We start from the raw sequence: 24,421 nt of genomic DNA on the forward strand, positions 1-24,421 counted from the left end.
CCCCTGTTAATTGCGCTGTTTATTATGGATTATCAGAGTTTTTTTATTAATTTCGGAACTTATTAATTTAATAATCATGAAAAGAAAAGTTATTCTATTTTCTACTTTGCTTTTAGCTTCAGGTGTTTCTATGGGGCAGGCAAAGAAAATGTTACTAGCAGAAGATGTAACAAAAGGAGCAGAATTATATACATCTGTCCTTAAACCTAATCTTAATGTGGGTTCTATTGAAAAAGCAGGTGGTGACACTGTTTGGGAAAATGAATTTGAGACTGCTACAGAGTGGGTTGCAGCAGGGCCTGGAAATAGCTATGAGACAAACGGTTGGTCTATTGGAGCAACTGTAGCAAACAGTTGGGCATTTAGTTCAGGAGATATGGGTACCTCTGGTGAATTTGCTAGAATGGTTAATAATGCCCCTAATGATAATAGTCAAGTTAATGACGGACCTTTTACGTTAACTTATACTGGTTCAATCGATTTAACAGGTGTACCGGTTCCTCATCTTGAGTTTGAGCAATATGGAGCTTTGTTTGCAGATTCTCAGGTTGTACAGATCAGTTTGACAGGAGGAACTTCCTGGATTACTGTTGCAGCAAACAATGACTTAGAGAGGTTAACGGCTGCTGGAGGGTCACCATACGACAAACCGATGACACGTAGATTTAACCTTGCACCTTATCTTTCTGGTGACATTTCAAATGTTATGGTTCGTCTTTACTGGAACGGAGGAATGAATGGACCAAGTATGTCCTATACTACTTACGGGTGGTTTGTTGATAATATTCGTATCGTAGAAGGGTTTGAAAATGATGTAAAAATCAATGATATTTTCAGTTCTGTTGGTGCAGCAGGATTGAAATACACGAAAATTCCTGTTACTCAGGTAGACGGGGCTACTAAAGTTTCTTTTGGAGCAGAAATGCAAAATGTAGGAAGTCAGGATATTGATGCGTTATTGAATGTGTCAAATGCTGCTGGGTATAACCAGAATGGACCTACTTCTTCAGTTGTTTCTTTGGCTTTCGATTCATTGTTTGTTGATGAGCCAATTGGGTATACAATTCCTGCAACTGTTGGTGTTTATGACTTTACATATCAGTTAATGAATGCTAACCCTGTTACGGGTGTTGTTACAGGGTTGGACAATACTACATTAGTTGGAGGAACAGGGTATGCAGATGCAACTGACGTTGCTGTAACAGGTGGTTCAGGAACAGGTCTTACTGTTGATGTTGTAACAGATGGTTCAGGAGTTGTTACTGCGGTTACCGTAAATAATGGCGGTTCAGGATACGTTTCAGGAGATGTTATTACTATTTCTACTGGAAATGGTGATGCAACAATCGAAGTTTCTACGGTAGAGGATATTACATTGAATAACACTGCTGATGATGTTAAAACACACCCATTTGAAGTGACTAGTAAGGTGATGGCGGTTGATAGTTACGACGGTACAGCAGCTTCTTTCAACGGAGGATTTACAGGATGGGCAACTGAAGCACTTGATCCGGGAATCGGAACAGACTATGAAATTTTCGTAGATGCTGAGTTGGAACGTGTTCAGGTAGGTGTTTCTGCTGTGAATGATGAGGCAGAGTATATCGATAATATTCTTTTTGTTCAGTTGTTTAAGTTTGTTCCTGGTACAGGGTACGAGTTTGTAGCGATCTCTATGGAGCACGAAATGAAAGCAGGAGAATTTGGAGGGTTGGTAAATATTCAGTTTGAAGAGCCAGTTTCTCTTCAGGCAGGAGATATTATTCTTCCAGTTGCTTGTTTCTTCACAGGATCAGTTGTTCCAATCGCGTTCTCAGGATACACAACAGCAGGAAATGTAGTTGGAGTTGGAGATAACTCAATGATTAGTCTTGCGTCTGATGGAGACCTTGTTCAGGCACCAGTAGTACGATTGGACTTCGGAACATATCTAAGCGTAGAAGACAATGTAATCGAGTCTTCTAATGTATCGCTTTACCCGAACCCAGCGTCTAATAATGCAACTATCGCATATTCATTGAACGAAGGTTCTGATGTAGCAGTTGAAATCAGAGATATGGCAGGAAAGCTTGTTTACTCAGCAGAAGAGTCAAATGTAGCAGCAGGATCTCACACAATGGCGATTTCAACATCTGCAATGGCAGAAGGAATGTATACATACACGCTTGTTGCTAACGGATCTAAGGTTACTAAGAAGTTTGTAGTGAAAAAATAAGCTTCAATACAAATTTTCATAAAAGAGAGTAGGGTTTTAACCCTGCTCTTTTTTTTTATATAAAAATGTTGTAAATTAGCGTAAAACACTTAAGTATGAAGAAAAAATTAACTTTATTATCGACGGCTATTTTCTCGTGCTCTGTCTTTTTTGGTCAGGGAATCACTGGAGTTAATACCGTTGAGTCTTATCCGAAAAAAAATGGATTGACTACACAGGGTAAGTCAATTTCAAATCATTATCAAACAAAAGCCGAAGGCGATATAATTTGGTCTTCAGATTTTAGCACTCCTACAGATTGGAGTGTGGGGAATAGTTCTACTCCTTCTGTTGATTGGGTTGTTGGAACGGCGGCACCTACTGGTGAATTCTCTGCTGAAATGGGGGTTATTGAATCTACATCCGGAGGAAATTTTGCCTTGTTCGATTCAGATGGTTGGGGTTCTGGTACCAGTACTCAAAATTCTTGGATTGGTAATGCAAACCCAATTGATTTAACTGGAAATGCTGCTGTATTGATTCAATTTGAATCATATTACCGCGCTTATGCAGGAGAATGTTTTGTTGAGGCAAGTACGAACGGTACTGATTGGACAACGGTTCAGGTACATCAGGACATACCGTTGAATTCAGGAACAGAAAATCCTGTTGTTGTTCAGGTAAATATGTCAGGAGTAATTGGAGGAAGTTCAACCGCTTATGTCCGATTCAGATATCAGGGAGCATGGGATTATGCCTGGATGATTGATGATGTAAATATTATTGAAGCGTATGAGAATGATGTTACACTTCTTAATGTTTATTCAATAGCTGGAGCAGCAGGGTTGCATTATACAAAATTCCCTGTTTCTCAGGTGGATGGAGCAGCAGAAATCACGTTTGGAGGAGATGTTATTAATGATGGATCTACAGCTCAGAATCTTACATTTACAGCGTCTAACGCTTCAGGGTACACTTATACAACATCTGCAGTAGCAGTTGCTCCAATCGCAGGAGATTCTCTATCTATTGAATCTCCGAACGGATTCATAATTCCTGCAACTGAAGGAGTGTATGATTTTACAATGACTGTAGCAGGTGATCAACCATTTGTAGATCCTTCGAAAGCAACAAAAGTTGAGCCTTTTGAAGTAACATCTAAAGTGATGGCAGTTGATAGATTTGATGGTACAACTGGTTCTCTTTCTGGTGCCTTTACTGGATGGGCAAACAACGCGCTTGATCCGGGGATCGGAGCTGATTTTGAAATCTTCGAAGATGCTATGTTGGAAAGAGTTCAGGTAGGAGTTTATCCTGCGGCAGATCCGACTCCCTACATAGGAAATGGTCTATTTGTTCAGTTATTCAAATTTACACCTGGGACAGGATATGAGTATGTTGATATCTCATTGACACATGAAATGCAAGCTTCAGAGTTTGGTACGTTGGTCAATGTACAGTTTGAGACTCCTGTTTCTCTTCAGGCAGGGGATATCATTCTTCCGGTTGCTTGTTTCTTCTCTGGATCTGAAGTTCCGATTGCTCTTTCAGGATTTACACTTTCTGGTACTGTAGTTGGAGTTGGAGATGGAGGAATGATTAGTCTTGCTTCTGACGGGGATCTTGTTGATGCTCCTGTAGTACGATTGGATTTCGGAACATATCTAAGCGTAGAAGACAATGTAATCGAGTCTTCTAATGTATCGCTTTACCCGAACCCAGCGTCTAATAATGCAACTATCGCATATTCATTGAACGAAGGTTCTGATGTAGCAGTTGAAATCAGAGATATGGCAGGAAAGCTTGTTTACTCAGCAGAAGAGTCAAATGTAGCAGCAGGATCTCACACAATGGCGATTTCAACGTCAGCAATGGCAGAAGGAATGTATACGTACACACTTGTTGCTAACGGATCTAAGGTTACTAAGAAGTTTGTTGTGAAGAAGTAATTCTTTATAAAGGATAATTTTGAAGGCTATCAATTTTGGTAGCCTTCTTTTTTTGTTGATTAAAAATAGTAATTGATTGGTATATGCCATAAATGCACGAATGTATAGGTAATATTAGGTAAAAACACTTCGGTCTAGTCCCGATATCGGGGAGACATAAAAACAAAAAACCACCCCAAATATGAGGTGGTTACTAATATCTATTATGAAGAGATTTTAAATCCTACTCTTCGTCGTTGTCTTCTAATACTCTTTTTGGGCGAATTGCTTCAAACAATCCTAATGTTACCCAATAGGGAACAGCAAATCCAAGAAGGAACAATAACAACCAAAATGCCATTCCGCCAAATAAAAAGAAAAGTACAATTCCAACTACTGTCATATCACATTATTTTTTCTCATAAATAACGGGATAAAGCGATTTCCCGTTTTCTAACTATCGGTTAACTTTCGTAAATTTGATAGTATCCGACGTTGTAAAAGTAATAAATAATTCAGTTTTACAAATAAAAATTATGGAATATCGAATAGAAAAAGATACGATGGGAGAAGTCAGGGTGCCCGTTTATGCACTTTGGGGGGCTCAGACAGAACGTTCAAGGAATAATTTCAGGATAGGACAACCTGCTTCGATTCCGATTGAAATAATCCATGCATTCGGAGTGTTAAAAAAAGCGGCAGCACATGCCAATCATAGTTTGGGCGTACTAAGTGAAGAAAAGAAAGATCTAATCTCAAAGGTTTGTGATGAAATTATATCGGGGCAGCATGATGAACAGTTTCCACTTGTGATCTGGCAAACAGGGTCAGGAACACAGTCAAATATGAATGTCAATGAGGTTATTGCCAATCGGTCTCTCGTGCTTAGTGGAGGAAAACCGGGGCAGGATAAACCAGTTGTATTACCCAATGATGACGTAAATAAGTCGCAGTCGTCAAATGATACTTTTCCCACTGCGATGCATATTGCAGCATACAAGTTATTGGCGGAAAATACAATTCCCGTAATAGAACAATTGCAGCAAACGATTCATAAAAAATCAACAGAGTTTGATAAAATTATTAAGATCGGAAGAACACATCTTATGGATGCTACTCCTCTCACATTAGGGCAGGAATTTTCGGGTTATGCTGCTCAACTCACTTATGGATTGACAGCATTGAAGAATAGCTTGAAACATCTTTCAGAATTAGCTTTAGGTGGAACGGCTGTCGGAACAGGGCTTAATGCTCCGGAGGGATATGCAGTTCTTGTTGCGGAAAAAATTGCGGAGTTTACAGAGTTACCGTTTGTGACAGCAAAGAATAAATTTGAAGCACTTGCTGCACATGATGCAATTGTTGAAACACATGCAGCATTGAAACAAATAGCTGTTTCATTATATAAAATCGGGAATGATATACGTTTGTTGGCATCCGGACCAAGATCGGGGATTAGTGAGTTGATTTTGCCTGCCAATGAGCCCGGGTCTTCAATTATGCCGGGAAAGGTAAATCCAACGCAGATTGAAGCGCTGACCATGGTGTGTGCACAGGTCATCGGGAATGATGTGACAGTTTCATTTGCGGGTTCTCAAGGGCAATATGAATTAAATGTATTCAAGCCGGTTATGATTGCGAATTTGCTTGAATCAGCAAGATTAATTGGTGATGCCTGTCGTTCTTTTGAGGTGAATTGTGTTCGGGGTATTGAAGCAAATACCAAGCGAATCAATGAATTGTTGAATAACTCATTGATGTTAGTGACAGCATTGAATACGCATGTAGGGTATTACAAGGCTGCGGAGATTGCCAACGCTGCTCATAAAAATGGAACAACTCTAAAAGAAGAGGCTGTACGTTTGGGGTACCTTACAGCGGAAGAGTATGACCAATGGGTAAAGCCTGAAAATATGGTATAAGTAATAGAAAGGAGGTAAACATATTTGCCTACCTCCTTTGCTATTTTTGCGATCGGGTATTGTTTTATTTCAGACTAAAGTTAATAGGTACTACATACCAAACATTAACAGGGCGTCCACGTTGTTTTCCGGGTTTCCAATCCGGCATTTTTTTAACAACACGGATAGCTTCGGCATCCAATTCGGGAGTTACTCCCTTAACGACATGAACATCGCTGATGGCTCCATTGTCTCTTACCAGAAATTTGACATAAACACGTCCCTGGTCTCCTATTCTTACAGAAATTTCGGGATATTTTATTGCTTTTCCGAAATAGTTCATCATAGCTTCTTCTCCTCCGATGAACTCTGGCATTTCTTCTACAATTTCAAAACGCTCATTACTGAGAACCGGATCTCCGGGAGGGAGAGAAGTAGAGGTTCCTACTTTAAAGTTTCCTGGCTCGATAAATGGTTCGATAATACCATCATCTTTTTTCTTGAGGTCATCAACAGGGTTTACAATGTCTGTGATAACAGCCACAGTTCGTTCCTGTTTAGATACTTGTTGTTTCTGTTCAATGACTTTGGGTTTCTCAATGATGTCGTAGGTAAATTCCCGTGTTAGTTCCGGGGCAACTTCTTCATTTTCCGTAATTCCGGTCGGTGTTGCCCAACGAAAAGCGACCAACGTCATAGTTCCGGCTACAATTAAGCCGATTTGGAAGAAGGCGAATCTTCTTCTTTCGAAGTTCAACTTCGGATTTTTTTTTGCGATCATACTAATAGATTTTAATTAAACATTAATAATCTACATTCAATCTTTATGCCAAAGTTGAAACTCCTTTGTTTACAAGGTGTGCAGGTGCTCTTTCGTTAACTTTTGTTAAAGTTAATCGTTAACGATCAATCGGAATCCCTTGCCATGAATGTTAATGATTTCAATACGACTTTCGTCACGAAGTAATTTTCGTAACTTGGCAATATATACATCCATGGATCGTCCATTAAAGTAGTTGTCGTCCCCCCAGATTGCCCGCAAAGCGACTTCTCTATCCAGTACATCCGGACGGCTTTTACACAAAAGGTGAAGGAGCTGATTTTCTTTTGTTGTAAGCTTCTTTTCATCTCCTGAAATACTAAGAACCCTGGTAATAGGATTGAACGAAGCGGATGCCAGAGTAAAGGTTTCTACAGGTGATGAGGAGGTGTCATTTTTTGACATTCGTTTGTTGATTGCATTGATTCGGGCAAGCAACTCTTCCATGGAAAATGGTTTGGTAAGATAATCATCTGCTCCAATGGCGAATCCCTTTAGTTTGTCATCCTTCATTGATTTGGCAGTCAGGAATAAAATAGGAGTTTCTTTATCGATTTTCCGAATATCTTCAGCAACAGCAAAACCATCACGTTCAGGCATCATTACATCGAGAATGAGGAAATCGTATTTTTTTGTATTAAATTTTTCGAATGCAATTTTCCCATTGACAGCAAGATCCGTATCAAAACCCTTTGCTTTGAGAAAAGTTGTGAGAAGTTTTCCCAGATTTTCATCATCTTCTGCCAGTAGTATTCTTTGTTTACTCATAATAATTCAAGTTTAATCCTGAAAGTAGTTCCGACACCAGGTTGACTTTCCACATCAATACTACCGTTATGAAGGTCTGTAATTGATTTTACATAGCTCAATCCTAGTCCGAACCCTTTAACATTGTGTACGTTACCAGTGGGTATTCTGTACAATTTATCAAATATTTTTGAAAGATGCTCTTTTTTCATTCCAATTCCGTTATCAATGATCTCCAGAATAACATGGTGCCCCTCTGTTTTCGTGATAACCCTGATATCGGGTTGTTTGTCACAATACTTTATGGCGTTATCCAGTAAGTTATTGACGACATTGGTAAGGTGGAATTTATCTCCGTTCACCATTGCAGAGCCTATAGCAACTTCGTTGTGTAATGTTCCTCCCAATGATTCCACGCGGAGTTTAACTTTGTTGAGCACGGCGTGTACCAACGAGTTGAACTCAGTAGCTTCCTTATTAATTTTTAATTCACCTTTTTCTATGATTGCAATTTGGAGAATGTTCTCTACCAGTGACTCTAAACGCTTGTTTTCTTCCTGGATCATACCAATGAAAGAAGCAGTTGCATCCGGGTCCGCTTTTGATATGTCCGCATCTTTTAATGCTTCACAAGCCAAAGATATTGTAGAGATCGGTGTTTTAAACTCGTGGGTCATGTTGGAGATAAAATCTGATTTCATCTCGGAAAGATTGCGCTGTGTTAACAGGGTTTTGTACATGATCCAGTATGAAATGATCATAAGTAATACAACGAGAAAAGCTGTTATGGCAACTCCCTGTATTTTTTTCCATAGGAATGTAGTTTGGTCAGGGAAGAAGACTTCTACGTAGAGGGGTTCATGAAACAACTCGGCCGGAAATAATTGGGCAGTATGATTGATCTTCTGTAAAGCTTTTGAATAATTAGGAAGACTATCCGGAACACTTAATACTTCTCCCTTTTCGTCAATAACCCTGTATTTATAGGACGTTTTTAACTCTCCCAGATACAACTCTTCCTGTAGAATGGAATCCAGTAAATGGAGGTCAATACGCTCACTGGATTTCATAAAAAGGTCTTCCCTGAAAGCCTGAACCATCAGCTCGTTGATATATTTTGATTTTTTGAACAGGTTTTGTGCAGCACGAACATCCCATTCCATCATCCTGCCAGTTGTGTCCAGAGACATGTAGTTATTTTCAGGGGAGATGAGTTCATGGAATTCCTGTACATTTCTTGCTAATACACGATGTTGAACCTCAATACCTGTGATCGTATCAACGGCTTTACCGGTTATAATAAGATAGTTGAGTTCCTCACCTCTGATGTTAATAATGGTATCTTTAATCTCGACCTTTTCTTTTACCGACATCAGGTTTTGGAATTCCTGTTTCAGCACATCTTTATATTTCCCGGAAAAATTCTGTCCCAATAATTCCCGGTACTTACGATACTCTTCTGATTTCTCGTGTCGAAGAGCAACACGTTCAAGAATAGTATGTGTTTTTTCGTCAAAGTCCTTTTTTTCCTGACCAATAGCCTCCTTCACCCAAAAAAACTGAAGGGCGATTAATGTCAGTAGCGCAATACTAATGACAGCTATAATGAAATATTGTCGTCTTTTATCCAACTATTTATTGTACAATTCTATCAACAAAAAAACTCATAAATCTTGAAATTAGTCTGGGCTTAACTTTTTTTAACAGGGAAATACAATAGCTTTCCGGTACGCTGTTCTTCTTTGAATTTTAACTGTACAATTTCCTGAACCGTTTTTCCTGTTAGTTTTGATTCTAACCACGAGATAATATCCAGATACAGGAAGGGTCTCTTTTCATAAGGTTTATGACTTAATGCAACCAGTTTTTCAAGAAGGTTTCCGAAGGCCAGACTCTCCTGGTCTCTTGAGCTTAAAGGTAGTTTACGTAGAAATCCCAGAATCTCAATTTGTACACCGTTTAAGTCATTCTTTTTTAGTAAGAAACGATACACAGACTTCACCTGATACTCCACCAAAATATCATTCCCCAGCTCATAGTGAGCAATGAGATTAAGGATTCTTGCAAAGGACTGGATATCTTCCCGCCATGCCTGTACCTTAAATTGGATAACACGGTTGAGATAACGTATCGCCTCTTTATTCATCCCGGCGCCAAAGAATAAGCAGCCGATTTTGTAATATAAAACCATAATTCGGTGTTGGTCGAGAATGTGTGCATGGCGATCTATGAATTCATCTATAGTCTCTGCCAGTTTTGTTCCCTCAGAGAACGATCCTTCCAGATAGTGTTTGTTTATAAGTGCTGTATACAAAAAGAGATAGTACTGTACATTCACATTGTCACCTCTGTAATCCGGCATTTCGAGTTGTTCAAAATCAGTAATTGCCTGGGTAAGTCTCGGGTGATTCCGGATATTAAAAAGCGCCAGAAGTAAATTGTTATATCCTTTAAGGTACATCTCAAATTCAATGGTTCTCATTGCGGGGAATTCATCGAATAAATCCACCCATTTTTGTGAATATCGGTACCCCATTAAAAAGTCCTGTGTGATAACATAATACCATACATACGCATTGTAAAGCATCAATCGTTCATGAAAACCGAGTTCTTCTGCTTCAAACTTGGGAAGTTTGTCTTCAAACATGGATTGTATAACCTGGAAATCTCTTTCGTTACGGACAACCCCGACTTTGGTGTATAATCCGTACAGTTCAAGAGTTAAATTGGAATAAGCAACAGTTTTACTTACCTGATTACTGAGCCGGGTGCTGTCTTCAATCAGCTGTGCTGCGCGATCCTTAAATCCCCGGGTTATATAAAGAGCTTCAATTCTTTTCTCAAACTCAATAAGCTCGAGTAGAAGCACTCTATCATTGGCTTGTTCGGCTTTACATTTAGTTCGTTCAATTATGCGTAAGGCTGAAGAATGGAGTCCTTTAATGTAAAGGATATAGGCATGGTCCAGACTCTCCCGGAGTTCCATTAGCTTATAGTGACCGGAATGTAAATTCCGCAAACTATTCAGAATCTGATGATATAAATGAGACTTGATATTGGGGAGCTGAATCTTTTTGATCTCCGGGTGTCTTTTCAGAAATAGTGTATCATCATAATTAGAGGAGCGGTCAATAAAGTTAAACAACAGAATGAATTTTGCACTTTCCGTACTATTGCCTGATCGTTTAGCGAAAAGCTTAAAAGATCGTTTTTCGGAGGAGCTTAACGACTGAATAAGTTGAACGAGATGAATAGTTATGTTTTTAGTCATCGTAGTTATTTTTTCGTTAACTTGTTGGTTTACATGTGTTTTATGTTTATTTGTTGTCAGTTTGACATCGTGAATATATGAAAAAAAATTTTGTAGAATTAGACTTTCCTTCACACATTTGTTACGAACCTGATGGTTCAATATAGATACAGGCAGTTTAAAGCCCTTAAATGGGAAGGAGTATTACTCCGCGTTTTTCGATTAATAGCATATAGAAAGTTCGCCTAGGCGAACTTTCTGTTTTATAAGGAGTAAAGGGACTTTTCATTTCCAAACAAATCAAGTACCTTTGCACAAATTTCAACGCATGGCATTCGAAGTTACGAAGGAATTTCTAGAACAAATCAGACAAGCCGTTGAAGAAGGGAACAGCAGTTTTATTGAAAGTGCAATAATTGACCTGCACCCCGCTGATATCGCTGAGATTATTGATGAGCTGGATGCTCAGGAGGCAAAGTATGTTTTCTCCCTTTTAGATGATGAACAGGGAGCGGACGTACTGATGGAATTGGAAGATGATGTCAGAGAACGGTTTTTGAAAATTCTTTCGTCCAAAGAGATTGCTGAGCAACTGGAGCAACTGGATTCGGATGATGCTGCCGATATTTTGGGGGAACTTTCCGAAGATATACAGGAAGAAGTTATTTCCCAGATTGAAGATGATGAGGTCGCTTCGGAAATTGTAGATCTTCTGAATTATGATGAAGATTCAGCCGGGGGATTGATGCAGAAAGAGTTCATCCGGGCTCAAATGAACTGGTCCGTGATGCGTTGCATTGCTGAATTACGTCGCCAGGCGGAAGAAGTTGAGAAGGTTTACACTATTTATGTAGTTGATGAAAAGAATGAACTTATCGGTCTTCTGTCCTTAAAAAGATTGTTGTTTGCTTCTCCTAAGTCGTTGATTGAGGATCTGTACAGTAATAAAAAGATCATTTCGGTTAAGGCACACGATACAAAAGAGTTTGTTGCGCAACAGATGAGTAAGTATAATCTGGAGAGTATTCCTGTTGTTGACAGACAAAACAAGCTGATAGGTAGAATTACTATTGATGACATTATTGATGTGATTCAGGAAGAAGCGGAAAAGGATTACCAGATGGCTTCCGGTATCTCCGGGAATGTTGAGGCTCGTTCCAGTGTTTTCAGATTGACTCGTGCGCGTTTACCCTGGTTGGTAATTGCGCTTTTCGGAGGGCTTTTAGGTGCTCAGGTTATTAAAACTTTTGAGCCTCAGATTGCGCTCCATGCAATGCTGGCAATTTATATTACACTGATTCCTGCGATGGCAGGTAATGTGGGGGTACAGTCCTCTGCATTGATCGTACAGGGGCTTGCAAATAATACATTGCGAACGACGGACCTGAAAACCCGGTTGACAAAAGAAGTATCAGTAGCCTTGCTTAATGGAGCTATATGTGCCGCATTGATCTTTACCTTTAATTATATTTTTTATCAGGATATCCGATTAGGTGTAACGGTAAGTGTTGCATTAATGACAGTGATTCTTTTTGCTTCGTTTTTCGGGACAGTGATTCCACTAATTCTGGATCATTACAATATTGACCCGGCTTTGGCTACAGGTCCTTTTATCACAACACTAAACGATGTTGTTGGACTCTTTGTTTATTTTGCGGTAAGTTTATTATTATACTAAGATCATGTCAAAGAAGGTTGTTTTCCTGGATGTTGTTCATGAGGTACTTGAACAACGACTTGCAAAAGCAGGTTTTCAATGTATTGATGCAACACAAATTTCAGATAAAGAAGCGAAAATACTTGTACAACAAGCCGAAGGAATTGTCGTTCGTTCGCGGTTTCCTTTAGATTCTGAATTGCTTTCTTCAGCGGAAAAACTTGAATTTATCGCCCGGTCAGGAGCAGGTATGGAGAATATTGATCTTACATTTTGTGAGAAAAAAAATATCAAATTGTTTAATGCTCCTGAAGGGAATAGAAATGCTGTGGCTGAACATGCCTTGGGAATGTTGTTGGCGCTGTTCAATAATCTGTTGAAGGGAGATCGTGAAATTCGTTCTGGAGTTTGGGATCGTGAAGGAAACAGGGGAATTGAACTGGACGGGAAAACAATTGGAATTATCGGGTTCGGAAACAATGGACAGGCTTTTGCGAGAAAATTAAGTGGTTTCGATGTGAATGTTCTGGTGTATGATAAGTATAAAACAGGCTTTTCTTTGGGACAGGTCGAAGAATCTTCCATGGAGCGTATTTTTGAGGAAGCCGATGTGGTGAGTTTTCATATTCCACAGAATGAAGAGACCATGTATTGGGCAGATGCATCTTTTTTTAACCGTTTTACGAAACCTTTTTTTCTGATCAATCTTTCGCGGGGAAAAATTGTTCGTATAGCCGATCTTTTGGAAGCGATTGATTCAGGGAAGGTTGCAGGAGCATGTTTGGACGTATTGGAATTTGAGAAATCAAGCTTTGAAAATATGTTTGAAGGAGATCAGTTACCAGAAAGTTTCAGAAGGCTGATGGATTCGGAGAAAGTAATTTTAAGCCCGCATGTTGGTGGTTGGACAAAGGAAAGTTATTTCTTGTTAAGTGATGTGCTGGCTGACAAAATACTACATGAAATTTCCCCGTTATAACCTGATAGAATCTTTGTATTTTCCTCCCTTATTAGTAGTTTCGTGTGCACAAGTGCCTGAAAAGTTCAGGTAGTGTCGAATGAATTGTAAACAAAAGAGAACAATATGAAGAGATTAGCAGTAATGGCTATTGGTTTAGCTATAGCAACAACTTCGGTAGCGCAGAAGTTACCCAGAACAAGTCCGTTAGCAGAGGTAGAACAAACAGTTGGTTTGACGGATATTGAAATACAATACAGCCGTCCGGGAGTAAAAGACAGAACGATTTTTGGTGACGTGGTTCCTTACGGAGAAATGTGGCGTGTAGGTGCAAACGAACGAACAACGATCGAAACAGAAGACAATATTAAGATTGAAGGGAAGGAATTAAAAGCCGGGAAATATGCTATTTTAGTAAAGCCCGGAAAGGATACCTGGCAGGTTATGTTCTCTTCGAATATCGAATCATGGGGAACAAATGACTATGATCCGAAAGATGACGTGTTAACAATTACGGTAAAACCTGAAGAGGCACAGTTTACTGAAAACATGTTATTCTATTTTGATGAAGTAGTTTGGGATAAAGCCAATCTTGTTTTGCAGTGGGATAAAGTAAAAATCCGTATTCCTATTGAAGTGGATGTCGATACTAAAGCGTGGGCCGGAATTGAAGAGGCTATTGCAAAAAATCCAAAGGATGCAATGGTATTGAGAAATGCGGCACGTTATTGTGCAGATTCAGGAAAACGTCTGGATAAAGGATTGAAGTTTATTCAGGAGGCAAATGAAATCAAGTCATCATGGTTGCACAAACTGATTGAGGCAAGAATTTATGCCGCGAAAAAAGAATACGATTCGGCAAAATCTTCAGCTAAGGAAGCAATTAAACTTGGAGAAGAAGAAGCAAAAGAGAGCGGAAAAGAGTTCTCTTATAAACGTATGATTGAGTCGGAAATGGCGAAGTGGAAATAAGTCCCGAATAAACTTAGTTTTCAGAGCCGGAGCACAGATCGCTTCGGCTTTTTTGTTTTTCTGTTTATATTAATGTTACTTTTGTTTAAAACAATAATAACATACGTTGGATAGTAGTAAACAGGTTTTGAAGTTTATCGTATTCTGGTGGTTGGTATTTACGTTTCAACGGGTTCTCTTCTCAATACATCATGCAGACCTGGTTCTCTCGTCAGGATGGGGAGAGTTTTTGGGAGTATTTTTTCAGTCTTTCCGTCTGGATCTTGCAATGATCGGATTCATTGCATTGGCTACATTGCCTTTTTGGTTGTTGTATCACCTTTCGAAAGGTAAGATGCGTAAGATTGTCTGGCAGGTAATGAAATGGGAGCAAATCATTATTTTGTTGTTGATTTCTATGATCCATGTGGGAGAGATAAACGCCTATGGAGAATGGATGCATAAGCTTTCCGTACGCGTATTTAATCATTTAATTAACCCGGATGAAGTATTCCGAACCGCGACAGGGGCCAATTATTTTTTCTTTTTCCTGTACGTATTTCTTGAAATGCTGTTTGGGATAAAAGTACTGAAGAAGATGTTTCGGTTTGAGCCCTCGCATTCTGTTTCTCCCATACGGAACAGTATATCTGTTTTGGGAATGACGGTTGTTTTGGGTGGTTTATCTTTTCTGAGTGCAAGAGGGGGGTGGCAACCAATTCCAATTGGGATTAATTCGGCGATGTTTTCGGTGAATCCGGTTCTCAATGATGTATCTGTAAATTCAACCTATTTCTTTCTACACAGTTTACGTCTTTACGGAAAGGTAGAGCTGGACCATTATTTGGAAGAGGTAACACTTGAGGAATCAAACGAATTTACGACAGAAGTTCTTAGTTATACAGCGGATCATACTGCTGTTTTTCTTGCTGAAAAACGACCGAATATAATTGTCGTTGTATTGGAGAGTTGGGCAGCAGACGCGATCAGTTACTCAGGGTTGCACGATGGGACAACACCCCATTTTGATAAGATGATCAGTGAAGGGGTGTATTGTAGTGAGTTTTATGCAGCTGCAGGAACATCAGAGATTGGTAACGCGGCTATTTTTGGAGGATACCCGGCTCTTCCTCAGGTTTCTCTGACAATGCATCCTGAGAAGAGCAGAAAACTTAAATCGTTGAATCAGACACTTAAACCGTATGGGTATTACTCATCTTATTTGTTTGGAGGAGATTTGAAATATGGAAATATAGGGGGGTATTTTCTGGATCACCAATTTGATAAGGTGATGGATGAAAAGGATTTTGACCCTGGATTAGAAAGAGGTGTGCTTAATGTGTATGATGAAGATCTCTACAAAAAGTTTTTACAAGAGATTAACCAAACCAAAGAGCCGTTTTTGCAAATTGCATTTTCCGGAAGTACACATTCTCCGTATGATATTCCTGAAAAGTGGAAGCACTTCTGGAAAGGAGATGAAGCGGGAATTATGAATAGTATCCGGTATGCGGATCACGCGTTATATGAATTTGTGGAAAATTGCCGAAAAGAAGAGTGGTTTGAGCACACACTTTTTGTGTTTGTAGCCGATCATGGTCGGACGACACCAACTAATCAGAATGCAACAGCCGCGTCGTATTTCAGAGTCCCGTTGTTGTTTTGGGGACCATTGATTACGGAAGAGTTTCGTGGTTTTGATATGGACAAAATTGCGACACAGTCAGATTTTGTTGCCACGTTGTTGTACCAAATGGAGATTCCATCGGACGATTATCCCTGGAGTAGAGACATTATGAGTCCCGACTTTTATCCGTTTGCCGTTTATTCCAGCTCACTGGGATACGGATGTAAAGATGAGGACGGAGATATGTTCTGGTTTATGAATGCCGAAAGATTTACAGCAAATACTTTTTCGGAAGAACAAATCAATGAAAAGATGGATAAAACCCGAAAGTATCTGAAAGTACTTTGGGAAGAATTTAAAGCACTTTGATTCATTTCAGGATTATGCTGATCAACTGTAATTTTCGTCGTAACTTTGCAGTGAAATGGTAAACACTTCGGGACTAAATATCAGAAATCTTGATTTTCCTGCTCTTCAGACCAAAATGGAAGAGATGGGAGAGAAAAAATTCCGTGCAAAACAGGTGTATGAGTGGCTGTGGAAAAAAAATGCCCGCTCATTTGAAGAAATGACCAACCTGTCAATAGAGTTACGGAAAAAACTGGAGGATCATTTCTTTATCGATGGAATTACACTGGATGATCAACAGATCAGTTCGGATAAGACCATTAAATGTGCTTTTTCTATTACAGGAACTAATCAGGTAATGGAAGGTGTGCTAATACCGACTTCTTCGAGAACTACAGCGTGTATTTCTTCGCAAGTGGGTTGTAGTCTCGCCTGTAAATTTTGTGCGACGGGAAGACTCAAATTGCTACGAAATCTTACAGCAGGAGAGATTGTAGATCAGGTAGTTTATCTCAAAAATCAGGCGGAAACAAGATACGATCAATCACTTTCGAATATTGTTTATATGGGGATGGGTGAACCTCTCCTCAACTATAAAAATGTACTTCGTTCGGTAGAACTGATTACTTCAGAAGAAGGATTGGGAATGTCTCCCCGACGTATTACCGTATCTACTGCCGGAATTGCCAAAATGATTAAAAAACTCGGAGACGATGAGGTGAAATTTAACCTTGCTTTGTCGCTTCATGCTGCAAATGACATGAAACGCAGCAAAATCATGGAGATTAACGATACAAATAATCTCGAAGCACTTGCTGAGGCGTTAAAGTATTTTTACGATAAAACCGGTACACGAGTGACGTTCGAATACATCATTTTCCGGGATTTCAATGATGGAATAGAAGATGCGGCAGAACTGGCCGTTTTCTGTAAAAATGTACCCTGTAAAGTGAATATCATAGAGTATAATCCTATTGACGATGGCGAGTTCAAACAGGCTGCACCGGAAAGGGTGGATCGTTTTGCGGCATTTCTTGAAGAAAGAAACATCATTGTAAATGTGAGAAGAAGCAGAGGAAAAGATATAGACGCTGCCTGTGGTCAGTTGGCAAATAAAAATAAGGTTGCCAACGAAGAGAACCGCATTCTCAAGTAGATTTTCAAATCAGACGATTAACGGGTGAAAAAACTTCCTTATCTTCGGAGTAATGAGCCGGTTGTTGATTACCTCTTTTTTTATGTTTGTATTCCTGCTGATTAACGGACAGGAACAAGGATATACAGGTCCGGTTTTCAGAACGAATTCCAAAATACAGTTTCAGGGCTTTTTCGGGATAAAGGATTCGACAGTATATGGCGTTGAAACAGAATTTGGGTTGCGAAGATTACGATCCATCTATTTATCCGGGTATAACAGAAATAGTCTTGAACAAATCGGACAGGTGGATATCACACCTCCTGTTGATGAGGATATAGAATGGTTTCCGACTGAAATTGTGTCTTTAGAAGGAGGAGTTTTTCTATTGTCTGAAGCGAAGAACAGGAAAACAAAAGAAAGATTTCTGATGGCCCATAAAGTGGATGAAAAGGGGAATCAAGCTGATCCGATATGTCTTGATACACTGGCTGCGAATAATCCTCCCGGAACAGAGTTTCATATTATCGGGGATACCTCTGATTCATTCTTGACAGTGATGACGTTGCACCCGTTTGAGAGTTTTCAAAATCAGAAAATTACGATTAAAAATTTTGACGCAGCATTGAACTTTAACTGGTCATGGGATGTGGAATTGCCGAATAAAGACAATAATTTCAGTTTTCTGACACTTCTTTCTGATGCGCCTGACAGGATTTATTGTCTGGCTGAGCAGAAAATGAATATCTCAAATGAGTTTAATATCATTAAGGAAAACAACAAGTTTACTGTATTAAGCTTCGATGTAACAAACCGGAAGGTGGAAGAGCTTGAGTTAAGGTTGGAGAACGAATGGATTCAACAGATAGAGCTACTTAAGTCCGGAAATGATTTAGTGGTTGCAGGTTATTTTTCCAATGAGCCGGAAGAGCAAATCGGTGGCATTTTTACTGTATTTCTGACACCTGATTTACAAATACGGGATGCGGTATTGGAAGAAATTACGATTAGGGATTTTCATTTAACCGATTATTCAAACTTATCACTAACCAACGTCAAATTGCTAAAACTCCACCGGTTTTCAAACGGAAATTATGTGGTAGTAGGAGAGAGAAGTTATAAAGAGGTTAACCCGAGATATGATATGCGTACGGACATAACATCCTATACGGATTTATATTATTTTCAGGAAGTCTTTGTCAATATTCTTGATGAAACCGGAGTTCCGATCCGGAATATAGTAATTCCCAAATACCAGGTTACAAATAACGATATGGGTATGTATTCTTCTGTGTTTTTGGCTGAGTATCCGGATAAAATAGCAGTTTTATACAACGACAACGATAAAAATTTCAACAAACATCTTACTTCTCCTTCCGATTACCGGATAATGAGTAACTATCGGAAAAACTCGGGAGTAATGGTTGTAGTCAGTGAAGAGGGAGAAGTAGAAAAGAAACGAATATATAAAGCTGATCTGAAAATGAACTTTCGTCCGGGAACGGCTAACCAGTTTAAGAATGGGTCAGTATTCTTAATGGGTGAAAGAGTAAAGCAAAACCGAGTGATAAGGCTTGATTAAGCGTCTTTTTCCCGTTCCGTTTTCTTTTCTGCCGGAGTAGGTTTCATTCGCCAATCTTCAGCATAATGTATAATCCCCGGAGTTTTATCCAGCTTTGTTTTATCAATTCTGCCATCGAAATAAGCTCCCAGTGCAGAGAAAATTTTGGGTTTGCTTTGCTTTAAAATCAGCAGGGAGGAATTGGCAGCTGTTGAGACAGCAATAGGAACACCTCCACCAAGGTTGGCCCAATGTCCACTTAATAAAACATTTTTCAAAGGTGTTTTATAGTGGGCAATACGCGCCTGGTAATTATTTTTTCCGGGGCGGGCTCCCATCATTGTTCCATCTTTATTTCCGGTATATCTGTAATGTGTAATGGGAGTAGCAACATCAAGGTAAGCAATATGTGACTTGATATCTGTTTGCATAGCTTTTTCTACCCTTGCTATCAGAATGTTTGCATATTCCTGTTTTACCTCTTTATACCGTTCTCCGCGAACAATATTCCCGTTTTCGTCATAATCAATCCCCCAGTTATTGTATTGGTGAAAATGGGCAGGTGCATATATTGTTAGCGTTCCTTTCCCCTCCGGTGCCATTGATTTGTCGCGTGTAGTAGGAGCAAGGACGCTCAGATCACTTTTATGCGGATCACCGGCATTGTGATCAGAACGTTTAACAGTTGCGTCTACAATTAACAACATTTCATCTCTGAAACCAAGCTCTTCTGCAGGGCAATCGAGACCAATGGAAAGCGTGACAGCCGAACTATACAATTCAGCATTTTTTAATTTCTTAAGAAACCCGGCATCAGATAGTTCCGGATCCATTATACGCTCATAAAGTGTCTCGACATCGCAAGCTGCGACAAAATAATCCGCAGAGAAAGCCAGTTCATTTCCTTTGTGATCTGCCAGTATGTGTGTGGCTTTGTCACCCTGATGAACTATTCTTTTTACTCTTGTCTGATAAAATATCTGATTGCCGAGTGATTTGGTAACGTATTCCAACCATTCGGGGAAAACCTGCCCACCACCTTTCGGTGGAAGTTGATAATCTTTATTATATGCCCAGGCAATGGGAATTAAGCAGGATAAAAGATCCTCTTCTGCTGCCCAGATTTGCAAAAGCTTGGGATCGGAAAAATATTTTTTAAGTCCTTTTATTACACCTTTTTCTCCCCCGTAAAATACATGAGGAACAAAGGTAAGTCCGAACTTTGCCAATTTTAACCCGTAATAGGCTTTCCCGAATACATTTCGGGTTTGCATATCTCTGAAATTGGTTGAATAGTTAGCAAAAGCTCCTGCCATTTTTTTTGCTGTGCCAAAAAATCGAAGTAAACCTTTCTTTTCGTGAGGGAACTCTCGTATAAGCTCATCCCTTAAATCATCAGGCGTATTTGTAAGAAGAAAATCAATATCCTGTGTGATAAACCGTCGGATGTTAACCTGATCTTTCGTTTCAGGGAAATCCGTTCCGATTGCTCCAAAGATACGGTGCACAAAGCCCTTTGGTCCACATTGATTCAACCAGTGAATTGCTGAATCAAACCGATAGTTTTTACGTCTGAACCCTGCCAGATAACCGCCGGGACGGGCATCCATTTCAAGTACAGCAACAGAGAGACCGGCTCTTCCTAACAGAGCGGCAGATGTCAGACCGCTTACTCCGGCTCCTATTATAACTACATCGTAATGACTTTTGACTTGTTCTTTCACAGTTTTGTAATGAGTTGTAAATATACTATAAAGGAGAACACTACAGGCCTGATTTTGTTTTTATCAGACAGCAATTTACTTTTTGAACGGGGTAGAATATCTAGTGAGCTGGCAGTCCTAGTTCAACAAAATCTAGTAATTTTACGTTCTTACAAAGAAAACGATGAAATGAAATTCATGAAAATAACGATATCTCTGGTGTTTACCTTGTTTTTAATAGTTTCGTGTGACGAAACAAAAAATAAACCGGAGGAAAAGGAAGAAGGCAAGGAGACCGTAACAGTAGTTGAAGAAACAGTTGACCATGAGAAAAAATTAGCTGATCTTGAGAGGCAGTTGGCGTCTGACCCGGACAACTCAAAATTATTGACGGAGCGGGCATTGCTTTTGATGCGTATAAATAGATTGGATGAGGGGTTCTCAGATATGTCAAAAGCATTTCGTCTGGATTCTCTGGATTTGGATGTGCGAAAAGCACATGGAGATTACATGTTGGCGATGACGAGAGTACTTGCAGCCCGAAAAGATTACAATTATGTTATTGAAAATGATCCCTCCAACGCACAGGCTTATTTGGGGATGGCGCGAACGTATGCGATAGAAGACTACTACGAAAAAGCATTCGAATTTGCTGACGAGGCATTGAAAAGAGATAAGTTCCTGAGAGATGCTTATGAATTAAAAGGGCTAATGTTTAGGGCACAAAACAAGACTGAACTGGCGATTTCTTCGTATCAGACCGCTGTCGAAATGGATCCGGACTTTTATAGTGGATTTATAGCACTGGGAAACTTGTTTGAACAGAAAAATGACCCGATTGCTTATGAGTATTATAAAGCCGCTCATGAAATTGATACGGCTGGTTTAGAAGCATTACATGGGATGGCATTGTTCCTCCAGTATCATAATGGAGAAACAGAAGCAAAAGATTTATATCGCAAAATTCTGGAGTATGACTCGACCTATTTCATTGCCTATTACAATCAGGGTTGGATCAAGCTGGTTCTGGAGAATGAAATGGATAGTGCTACTTATTTCTTCGAGCGAACACTGGAAATAGTGCCGAATTATGCGGATGCATGGTACAACCTTGGGTTGTCTCAGGTGGAAAAAAATAATCGAAATAAAGCGATTGAGTGTTTTAAGAACGTTTTGAAAATAAATCCGGAGTATAAAGGGGCACAGGAACAGATTAATGATCTGTTGAAATTGTGAGAAATCAGATTATAATACAGGCAGTAGGTGAGTTATTCATTCCAATTCTGGGCTTCTATTGGTGGGAGTGGGATTTACACTTTATTTTGCTTTTCTATTATCTTGATGTATTGGCTTCGTTGGTATTGTTTATTGTAAAAGCGGGGAAGGTAAACACGTATAGAACCGGGAAACAACTCACTATTCAGAATTACCGCCCCTATCTGACAAACTATTTTTTTGTTCTGGTGGGATTGATTGGTTTTGAGATGGGAACCCTGTTGGTTTATAAGGATATGAACCTGATGGCTTCGCTACTGGATTTTCTGACTTATAAAGAGTTGGGAATTCCACAGGGAATCATTTTGTTGCCTCTTATTGTTCTGATGAATTATCAGAATTATAAACTTACTTTCCTGATGAATGGTACTTTTCGCTTTTTTACCGTATCCTCATTATCTGTCATAGCTCGTTGGGTATTTGTTTTATTTGCTGTTGCAGGAATTGTGTTTCTGGGAGTAAATGTATGGCTTTCTATACCGGATCAGGTATGGTTATGGATACTGGTTGCCGGAAAGTTAGGGTTTGATTTGTATCTTTATCCAAAGTTGGAAAACAAGGTGCTTAGAAACCAGGTCTGAATGAAAGATACATTAAATATCATCCGGAAACTAACTTTTAAAAGAGTGTGGAATCTGTTCCTTTTGAAAGGTTCTTATCTTTTAGGAAGGTATTTAAAGTTGTCAAAAGTAGCAGGTGCACCCTATGCGTTAAGTATTGAGCCGACTACAGCATGTAATCTGGGGTGTCCTGAGTGCCCGAGCGGATTGAAACAGTTTACCAGAAAAACAGGAAGACTACAGTTGGATATGAACAAAAAAATTCTGGATGAAGTAGGTTCCGGAGTCTTTTATATCAATTATTATTTTCAGGGAGAACCGTATTTGCACCCTCAGTTTACCAGCTTGATTCAGGAGGCAAAGAAGAGAAAGATATATACGGCTACTTCTACAAATGCTCACTTCCTGTCAGCGAAAAAAGCGGAGGAAACTGTAACATCGGGATTAGACAGGCTGATTATATCTATTGATGGCTTAACCCAGAATACGTATGAGAATTACAGGATCCATGGTAAACTGGAAAAGGTAATAGAAGGAACCCGACAAATAGTTGCGGCAAAAAGAAGACTGAAAAGTACTACACCACATCTTATTTTCCAGTTTTTAGTAGTGCGCCAGAATGAACACGAGATTGAAGAACTTCACCGGCTGGCAAATGAATTGGGAGTAGATGAGGTGCGATTGAAAAGTGTTCAGGTATATGATTATAAGAATGGGAATGAATTACTACCATCAGATATCAGGTATAGCAGATACAAACGTAATCGTGATGGTACTTATTCCCTAAAAGCAAAAACGGGAAACCATTGCTGGCGAATGTGGAGTTCTACTGTTTTTACCTGGGATGGAATTTTAGTCCCTTGTTGTTTTGATAAGGATGCTCAACACCAGTTAGGAGATTTGAAAATACATTCTTTCCGTAAAATCTGGTTCGGCGAAAAATATACAGCTATGCGAAAAGCCATCATCACCCAACGAAATCAGATCGATATTTGTACGAACTGTTCAGAGGGAGCAAAAGTATGGGTGTAACGTAAAATTCGGCGGAAGTAAGAAACTGATAGCTGTTATACTTTACGTATCTTTGTCTCGTCAGAACAAGAGAGAAATCATGAAATATTTGGTTGTAGGTCTTGGAAACCCAGGATCTAAATACGAAAACACACGACACAATATAGGGTTTAAGGTATTAGATGCCTTTGCCAAAGAGATAGGAGAACCTTTCTATGTAGAAAAACATGCAGAAGTAGCACGTTGTAAGTATAAAGGGCGGCAAATTATTCTTGTTAAACCAACTACTTATATGAATCTGAGTGGGAAAGCAGTAAATTACTGGATGCAACAGGAAAATATTCCTCTGGATCGGGTAATGGTCGTTACGGATGATATAGCTCTTCCGTTCGGGAAATTGCGGATGAAAGGAAAAGGGAGTGATGGGGGACATAACGGATTGAAAGATATTCAGGCTGTCCTGAATACGAATCTGTATGCACGACTGCGCTTTGGTGTGGGAGATGCTTTTTTTCCCGGTCAGCAATCGGATTATGTGTTGGGAGAATGGTCCAAAGAAGAGTCTGAAAAGCTTGAAGAACGCATCAAAACTGCGACTGAATTTATCAAAGGTTTCTGCACAGTTGGAATTCAGTTGACCATGACAAACTGGAATGGAAAGTAGATTCTATAAATAGGTCCGAACTTCCGTTTAGAAGGGGTAAATAAGGGATAAATTGAAAATTGAGGGGGCAGCCCTCTTTTTTTGTTTCTTATTGCGACTTAAATTTGTGTCAAGGTTGAAGCAAAGGATAA

General features: G+C 39.4%; 19 protein-coding genes. 13 read left to right on the forward strand and 6 right to left on the reverse strand.

From position 1 onward, the window contains the following. The first annotated feature begins 76 nt into the window (after positions 1-76). Complete coding sequence (locus ABDZ97_RS03205; RefSeq protein ID WP_343785043.1) at positions 77-2,215, forward strand: T9SS type A sorting domain-containing protein; 2,139 nt, start codon at positions 77-79, stop codon at positions 2,213-2,215. A gap of 95 nt (positions 2,216-2,310) precedes the next feature. Beyond that, positions 2,311-4,143, forward strand: coding sequence for a T9SS type A sorting domain-containing protein (locus tag ABDZ97_RS03210; RefSeq protein ID WP_343785045.1), 1,833 nt, complete (start codon positions 2,311-2,313; stop codon positions 4,141-4,143). 223 nt (positions 4,144-4,366) lie between these two features. Here ABDZ97_RS03210 and ABDZ97_RS03215 read toward each other — a convergent pair whose 3' ends face one another. After that, positions 4,367-4,525 (reverse strand): hypothetical protein, encoded by a 159-nt coding sequence (locus ABDZ97_RS03215; RefSeq protein ID WP_343785047.1) that lies wholly within the window; start codon positions 4,523-4,525, stop codon positions 4,367-4,369. A 133-nt stretch (positions 4,526-4,658) separates the two neighbouring features. Here ABDZ97_RS03215 and fumC point away from each other — a divergent pair, with 133 nt between their 5' ends. Next, a complete protein-coding gene (fumC, locus tag ABDZ97_RS03220; RefSeq protein ID WP_343785049.1) occupies positions 4,659-6,044 on the forward strand; it encodes a class II fumarate hydratase in 1,386 nt (461 codons plus the stop codon). Between the two features lie 64 nt (positions 6,045-6,108). On the opposite strand, the gene ABDZ97_RS03225 is transcribed toward fumC, so the two are convergent. From ABDZ97_RS03225 to ABDZ97_RS03240, 4 genes are all read right to left on the reverse strand, one after another. Further along, on the reverse strand, positions 6,109-6,804 hold the full coding sequence (locus tag ABDZ97_RS03225; protein WP_343785051.1) for an energy transducer TonB: 696 nt from the start codon (positions 6,802-6,804) through the stop codon (positions 6,109-6,111). 111 nt (positions 6,805-6,915) lie between these two features. Further along, positions 6,916-7,611 carry a response regulator transcription factor gene (locus tag ABDZ97_RS03230; protein WP_343785053.1) on the reverse strand — a complete coding sequence of 232 codons (696 nt, stop codon included), beginning with the start codon at positions 7,609-7,611 and terminating at the stop codon, positions 6,916-6,918. After that, the gene (locus ABDZ97_RS03235; protein ID WP_343785055.1) at positions 7,608-9,221 is read right to left on the reverse strand and encodes a sensor histidine kinase; all 1,614 of its coding nucleotides are present in this window, start codon (positions 9,219-9,221) and stop codon (positions 7,608-7,610) included. Before ABDZ97_RS03235 ends, ABDZ97_RS03230 begins: the two co-directional genes overlap by 4 nt. Positions 9,222-9,280: 59 nt before the next feature. After that, positions 9,281-10,861: a hypothetical protein gene (locus ABDZ97_RS03240; RefSeq protein ID WP_343785057.1), complete on the reverse strand. Its 1,581-nt coding sequence runs from the start codon at positions 10,859-10,861 to the stop codon at positions 9,281-9,283. A gap of 307 nt (positions 10,862-11,168) precedes the next feature. On the opposite strand from ABDZ97_RS03240, the gene mgtE reads away from it, so the two are divergent. The 6 genes from mgtE to ABDZ97_RS03270 all read left to right on the forward strand — a co-directional run bounded on the left by mgtE (position 11,169) and on the right by ABDZ97_RS03270 (position 19,098). Further along, on the forward strand, positions 11,169-12,518 hold the full coding sequence (gene mgtE / locus ABDZ97_RS03245; RefSeq protein ID WP_343785059.1) for a magnesium transporter: 1,350 nt from the start codon (positions 11,169-11,171) through the stop codon (positions 12,516-12,518). Between the two features lie 4 nt (positions 12,519-12,522). Beyond that, entirely contained in the window at positions 12,523-13,476 is a 954-nt protein-coding gene (locus ABDZ97_RS03250; RefSeq protein ID WP_343785061.1) for an NAD(P)-dependent oxidoreductase, read from the forward strand. Between the two features lie 105 nt (positions 13,477-13,581). Further along, a complete protein-coding gene (locus tag ABDZ97_RS03255; RefSeq protein WP_343785063.1) occupies positions 13,582-14,427 on the forward strand; it encodes a DUF2911 domain-containing protein in 846 nt (281 codons plus the stop codon). Positions 14,428-14,533: 106 nt separating this feature from the next. Further along, the gene (locus tag ABDZ97_RS03260) at positions 14,534-16,402 is read left to right on the forward strand and encodes an LTA synthase family protein (protein WP_343785065.1); all 1,869 of its coding nucleotides are present in this window, start codon (positions 14,534-14,536) and stop codon (positions 16,400-16,402) included. 55 nt (positions 16,403-16,457) lie between these two features. Beyond that, positions 16,458-17,537: a dual-specificity RNA methyltransferase RlmN gene (rlmN, locus tag ABDZ97_RS03265; protein WP_343785067.1), complete on the forward strand. Its 1,080-nt coding sequence runs from the start codon at positions 16,458-16,460 to the stop codon at positions 17,535-17,537. An 82-nt stretch (positions 17,538-17,619) separates the two neighbouring features. Further along, complete coding sequence (locus ABDZ97_RS03270) at positions 17,620-19,098, forward strand: hypothetical protein (RefSeq protein WP_343785069.1); 1,479 nt, start codon at positions 17,620-17,622, stop codon at positions 19,096-19,098. On the opposite strand, the gene ABDZ97_RS03275 is transcribed toward ABDZ97_RS03270, so the two are convergent. Beyond that, positions 19,095-20,801, reverse strand: coding sequence for a phytoene desaturase family protein (locus ABDZ97_RS03275; protein ID WP_343785071.1), 1,707 nt, complete (start codon positions 20,799-20,801; stop codon positions 19,095-19,097). The two genes, ABDZ97_RS03270 and ABDZ97_RS03275, sit on opposite strands and share 4 nt — an antisense overlap. Before the next feature lie 177 nt (positions 20,802-20,978). On the opposite strand from ABDZ97_RS03275, the gene ABDZ97_RS03280 reads away from it, so the two are divergent. The 4 genes from ABDZ97_RS03280 (at position 20,979) to pth (ending at position 24,290) form a co-directional block, all read left to right on the forward strand. Continuing rightward, positions 20,979-22,016, forward strand: a complete 1,038-nt coding sequence (locus tag ABDZ97_RS03280; RefSeq protein WP_343785073.1) for a tetratricopeptide repeat protein — start codon at positions 20,979-20,981, stop codon at positions 22,014-22,016. Then, positions 22,013-22,636 carry a hypothetical protein gene (locus ABDZ97_RS03285; RefSeq protein WP_343785075.1) on the forward strand — a complete coding sequence of 208 codons (624 nt, stop codon included), beginning with the start codon at positions 22,013-22,015 and terminating at the stop codon, positions 22,634-22,636. The genes ABDZ97_RS03280 and ABDZ97_RS03285 overlap by 4 nt, the downstream gene beginning before the upstream one ends. Beyond that, entirely contained in the window at positions 22,637-23,647 is a 1,011-nt protein-coding gene (locus ABDZ97_RS03290) for a radical SAM/SPASM domain-containing protein (protein ID WP_343785077.1), read from the forward strand. It abuts the gene before it with no gap. Between the two features lie 79 nt (positions 23,648-23,726). Then, the gene (gene pth, locus ABDZ97_RS03295; protein ID WP_343785079.1) at positions 23,727-24,290 is read left to right on the forward strand and encodes an aminoacyl-tRNA hydrolase; all 564 of its coding nucleotides are present in this window, start codon (positions 23,727-23,729) and stop codon (positions 24,288-24,290) included. Positions 24,291-24,421: the final 131 nt, after the last annotated feature.

This window comes from Wandonia haliotis (assembly GCF_039523435.1).
Taxonomy (GTDB): domain Bacteria; phylum Bacteroidota; class Bacteroidia; order Flavobacteriales_D; family Crocinitomicaceae; genus Wandonia; species Wandonia haliotis.

What these genes read in the sequence shown, in the direction of transcription:
- ABDZ97_RS03240 (WP_343785057.1), bottom strand. Translation starts at nt 10,861, where the DNA reads ATGACTAAAAACATAACTATTCATCTCGTTCAACTTATTCAGTCGTTA.
- ABDZ97_RS03270 (WP_343785069.1), top strand. Translation starts at nt 17,620, where the DNA reads ATGTTTGTATTCCTGCTGATTAACGGACAGGAACAAGGATATACAGGT.
- ABDZ97_RS03250 (WP_343785061.1), top strand. Translation starts at nt 12,523, where the DNA reads ATGTCAAAGAAGGTTGTTTTCCTGGATGTTGTTCATGAGGTACTTGAA.
- rlmN (WP_343785067.1), top strand. Translation starts at nt 16,458, where the DNA reads ATGGTAAACACTTCGGGACTAAATATCAGAAATCTTGATTTTCCTGCT.
- ABDZ97_RS03290 (WP_343785077.1), top strand. Translation starts at nt 22,637, where the DNA reads ATGAAAGATACATTAAATATCATCCGGAAACTAACTTTTAAAAGAGTG.
- ABDZ97_RS03205 (WP_343785043.1), top strand. Translation starts at nt 77, where the DNA reads ATGAAAAGAAAAGTTATTCTATTTTCTACTTTGCTTTTAGCTTCAGGT.
- fumC (WP_343785049.1), top strand. Translation starts at nt 4,659, where the DNA reads ATGGAATATCGAATAGAAAAAGATACGATGGGAGAAGTCAGGGTGCCC.
- ABDZ97_RS03225 (WP_343785051.1), bottom strand. Translation starts at nt 6,804, where the DNA reads ATGATCGCAAAAAAAAATCCGAAGTTGAACTTCGAAAGAAGAAGATTC.
- pth (WP_343785079.1), top strand. Translation starts at nt 23,727, where the DNA reads ATGAAATATTTGGTTGTAGGTCTTGGAAACCCAGGATCTAAATACGAA.
- ABDZ97_RS03215 (WP_343785047.1), bottom strand. Translation starts at nt 4,525, where the DNA reads ATGACAGTAGTTGGAATTGTACTTTTCTTTTTATTTGGCGGAATGGCA.
- ABDZ97_RS03255 (WP_343785063.1), top strand. Translation starts at nt 13,582, where the DNA reads ATGAAGAGATTAGCAGTAATGGCTATTGGTTTAGCTATAGCAACAACT.
- ABDZ97_RS03280 (WP_343785073.1), top strand. Translation starts at nt 20,979, where the DNA reads ATGAAAATAACGATATCTCTGGTGTTTACCTTGTTTTTAATAGTTTCG.
- ABDZ97_RS03210 (WP_343785045.1), top strand. Translation starts at nt 2,311, where the DNA reads ATGAAGAAAAAATTAACTTTATTATCGACGGCTATTTTCTCGTGCTCT.
- mgtE (WP_343785059.1), top strand. Translation starts at nt 11,169, where the DNA reads ATGGCATTCGAAGTTACGAAGGAATTTCTAGAACAAATCAGACAAGCC.
- ABDZ97_RS03230 (WP_343785053.1), bottom strand. Translation starts at nt 7,611, where the DNA reads ATGAGTAAACAAAGAATACTACTGGCAGAAGATGATGAAAATCTGGGA.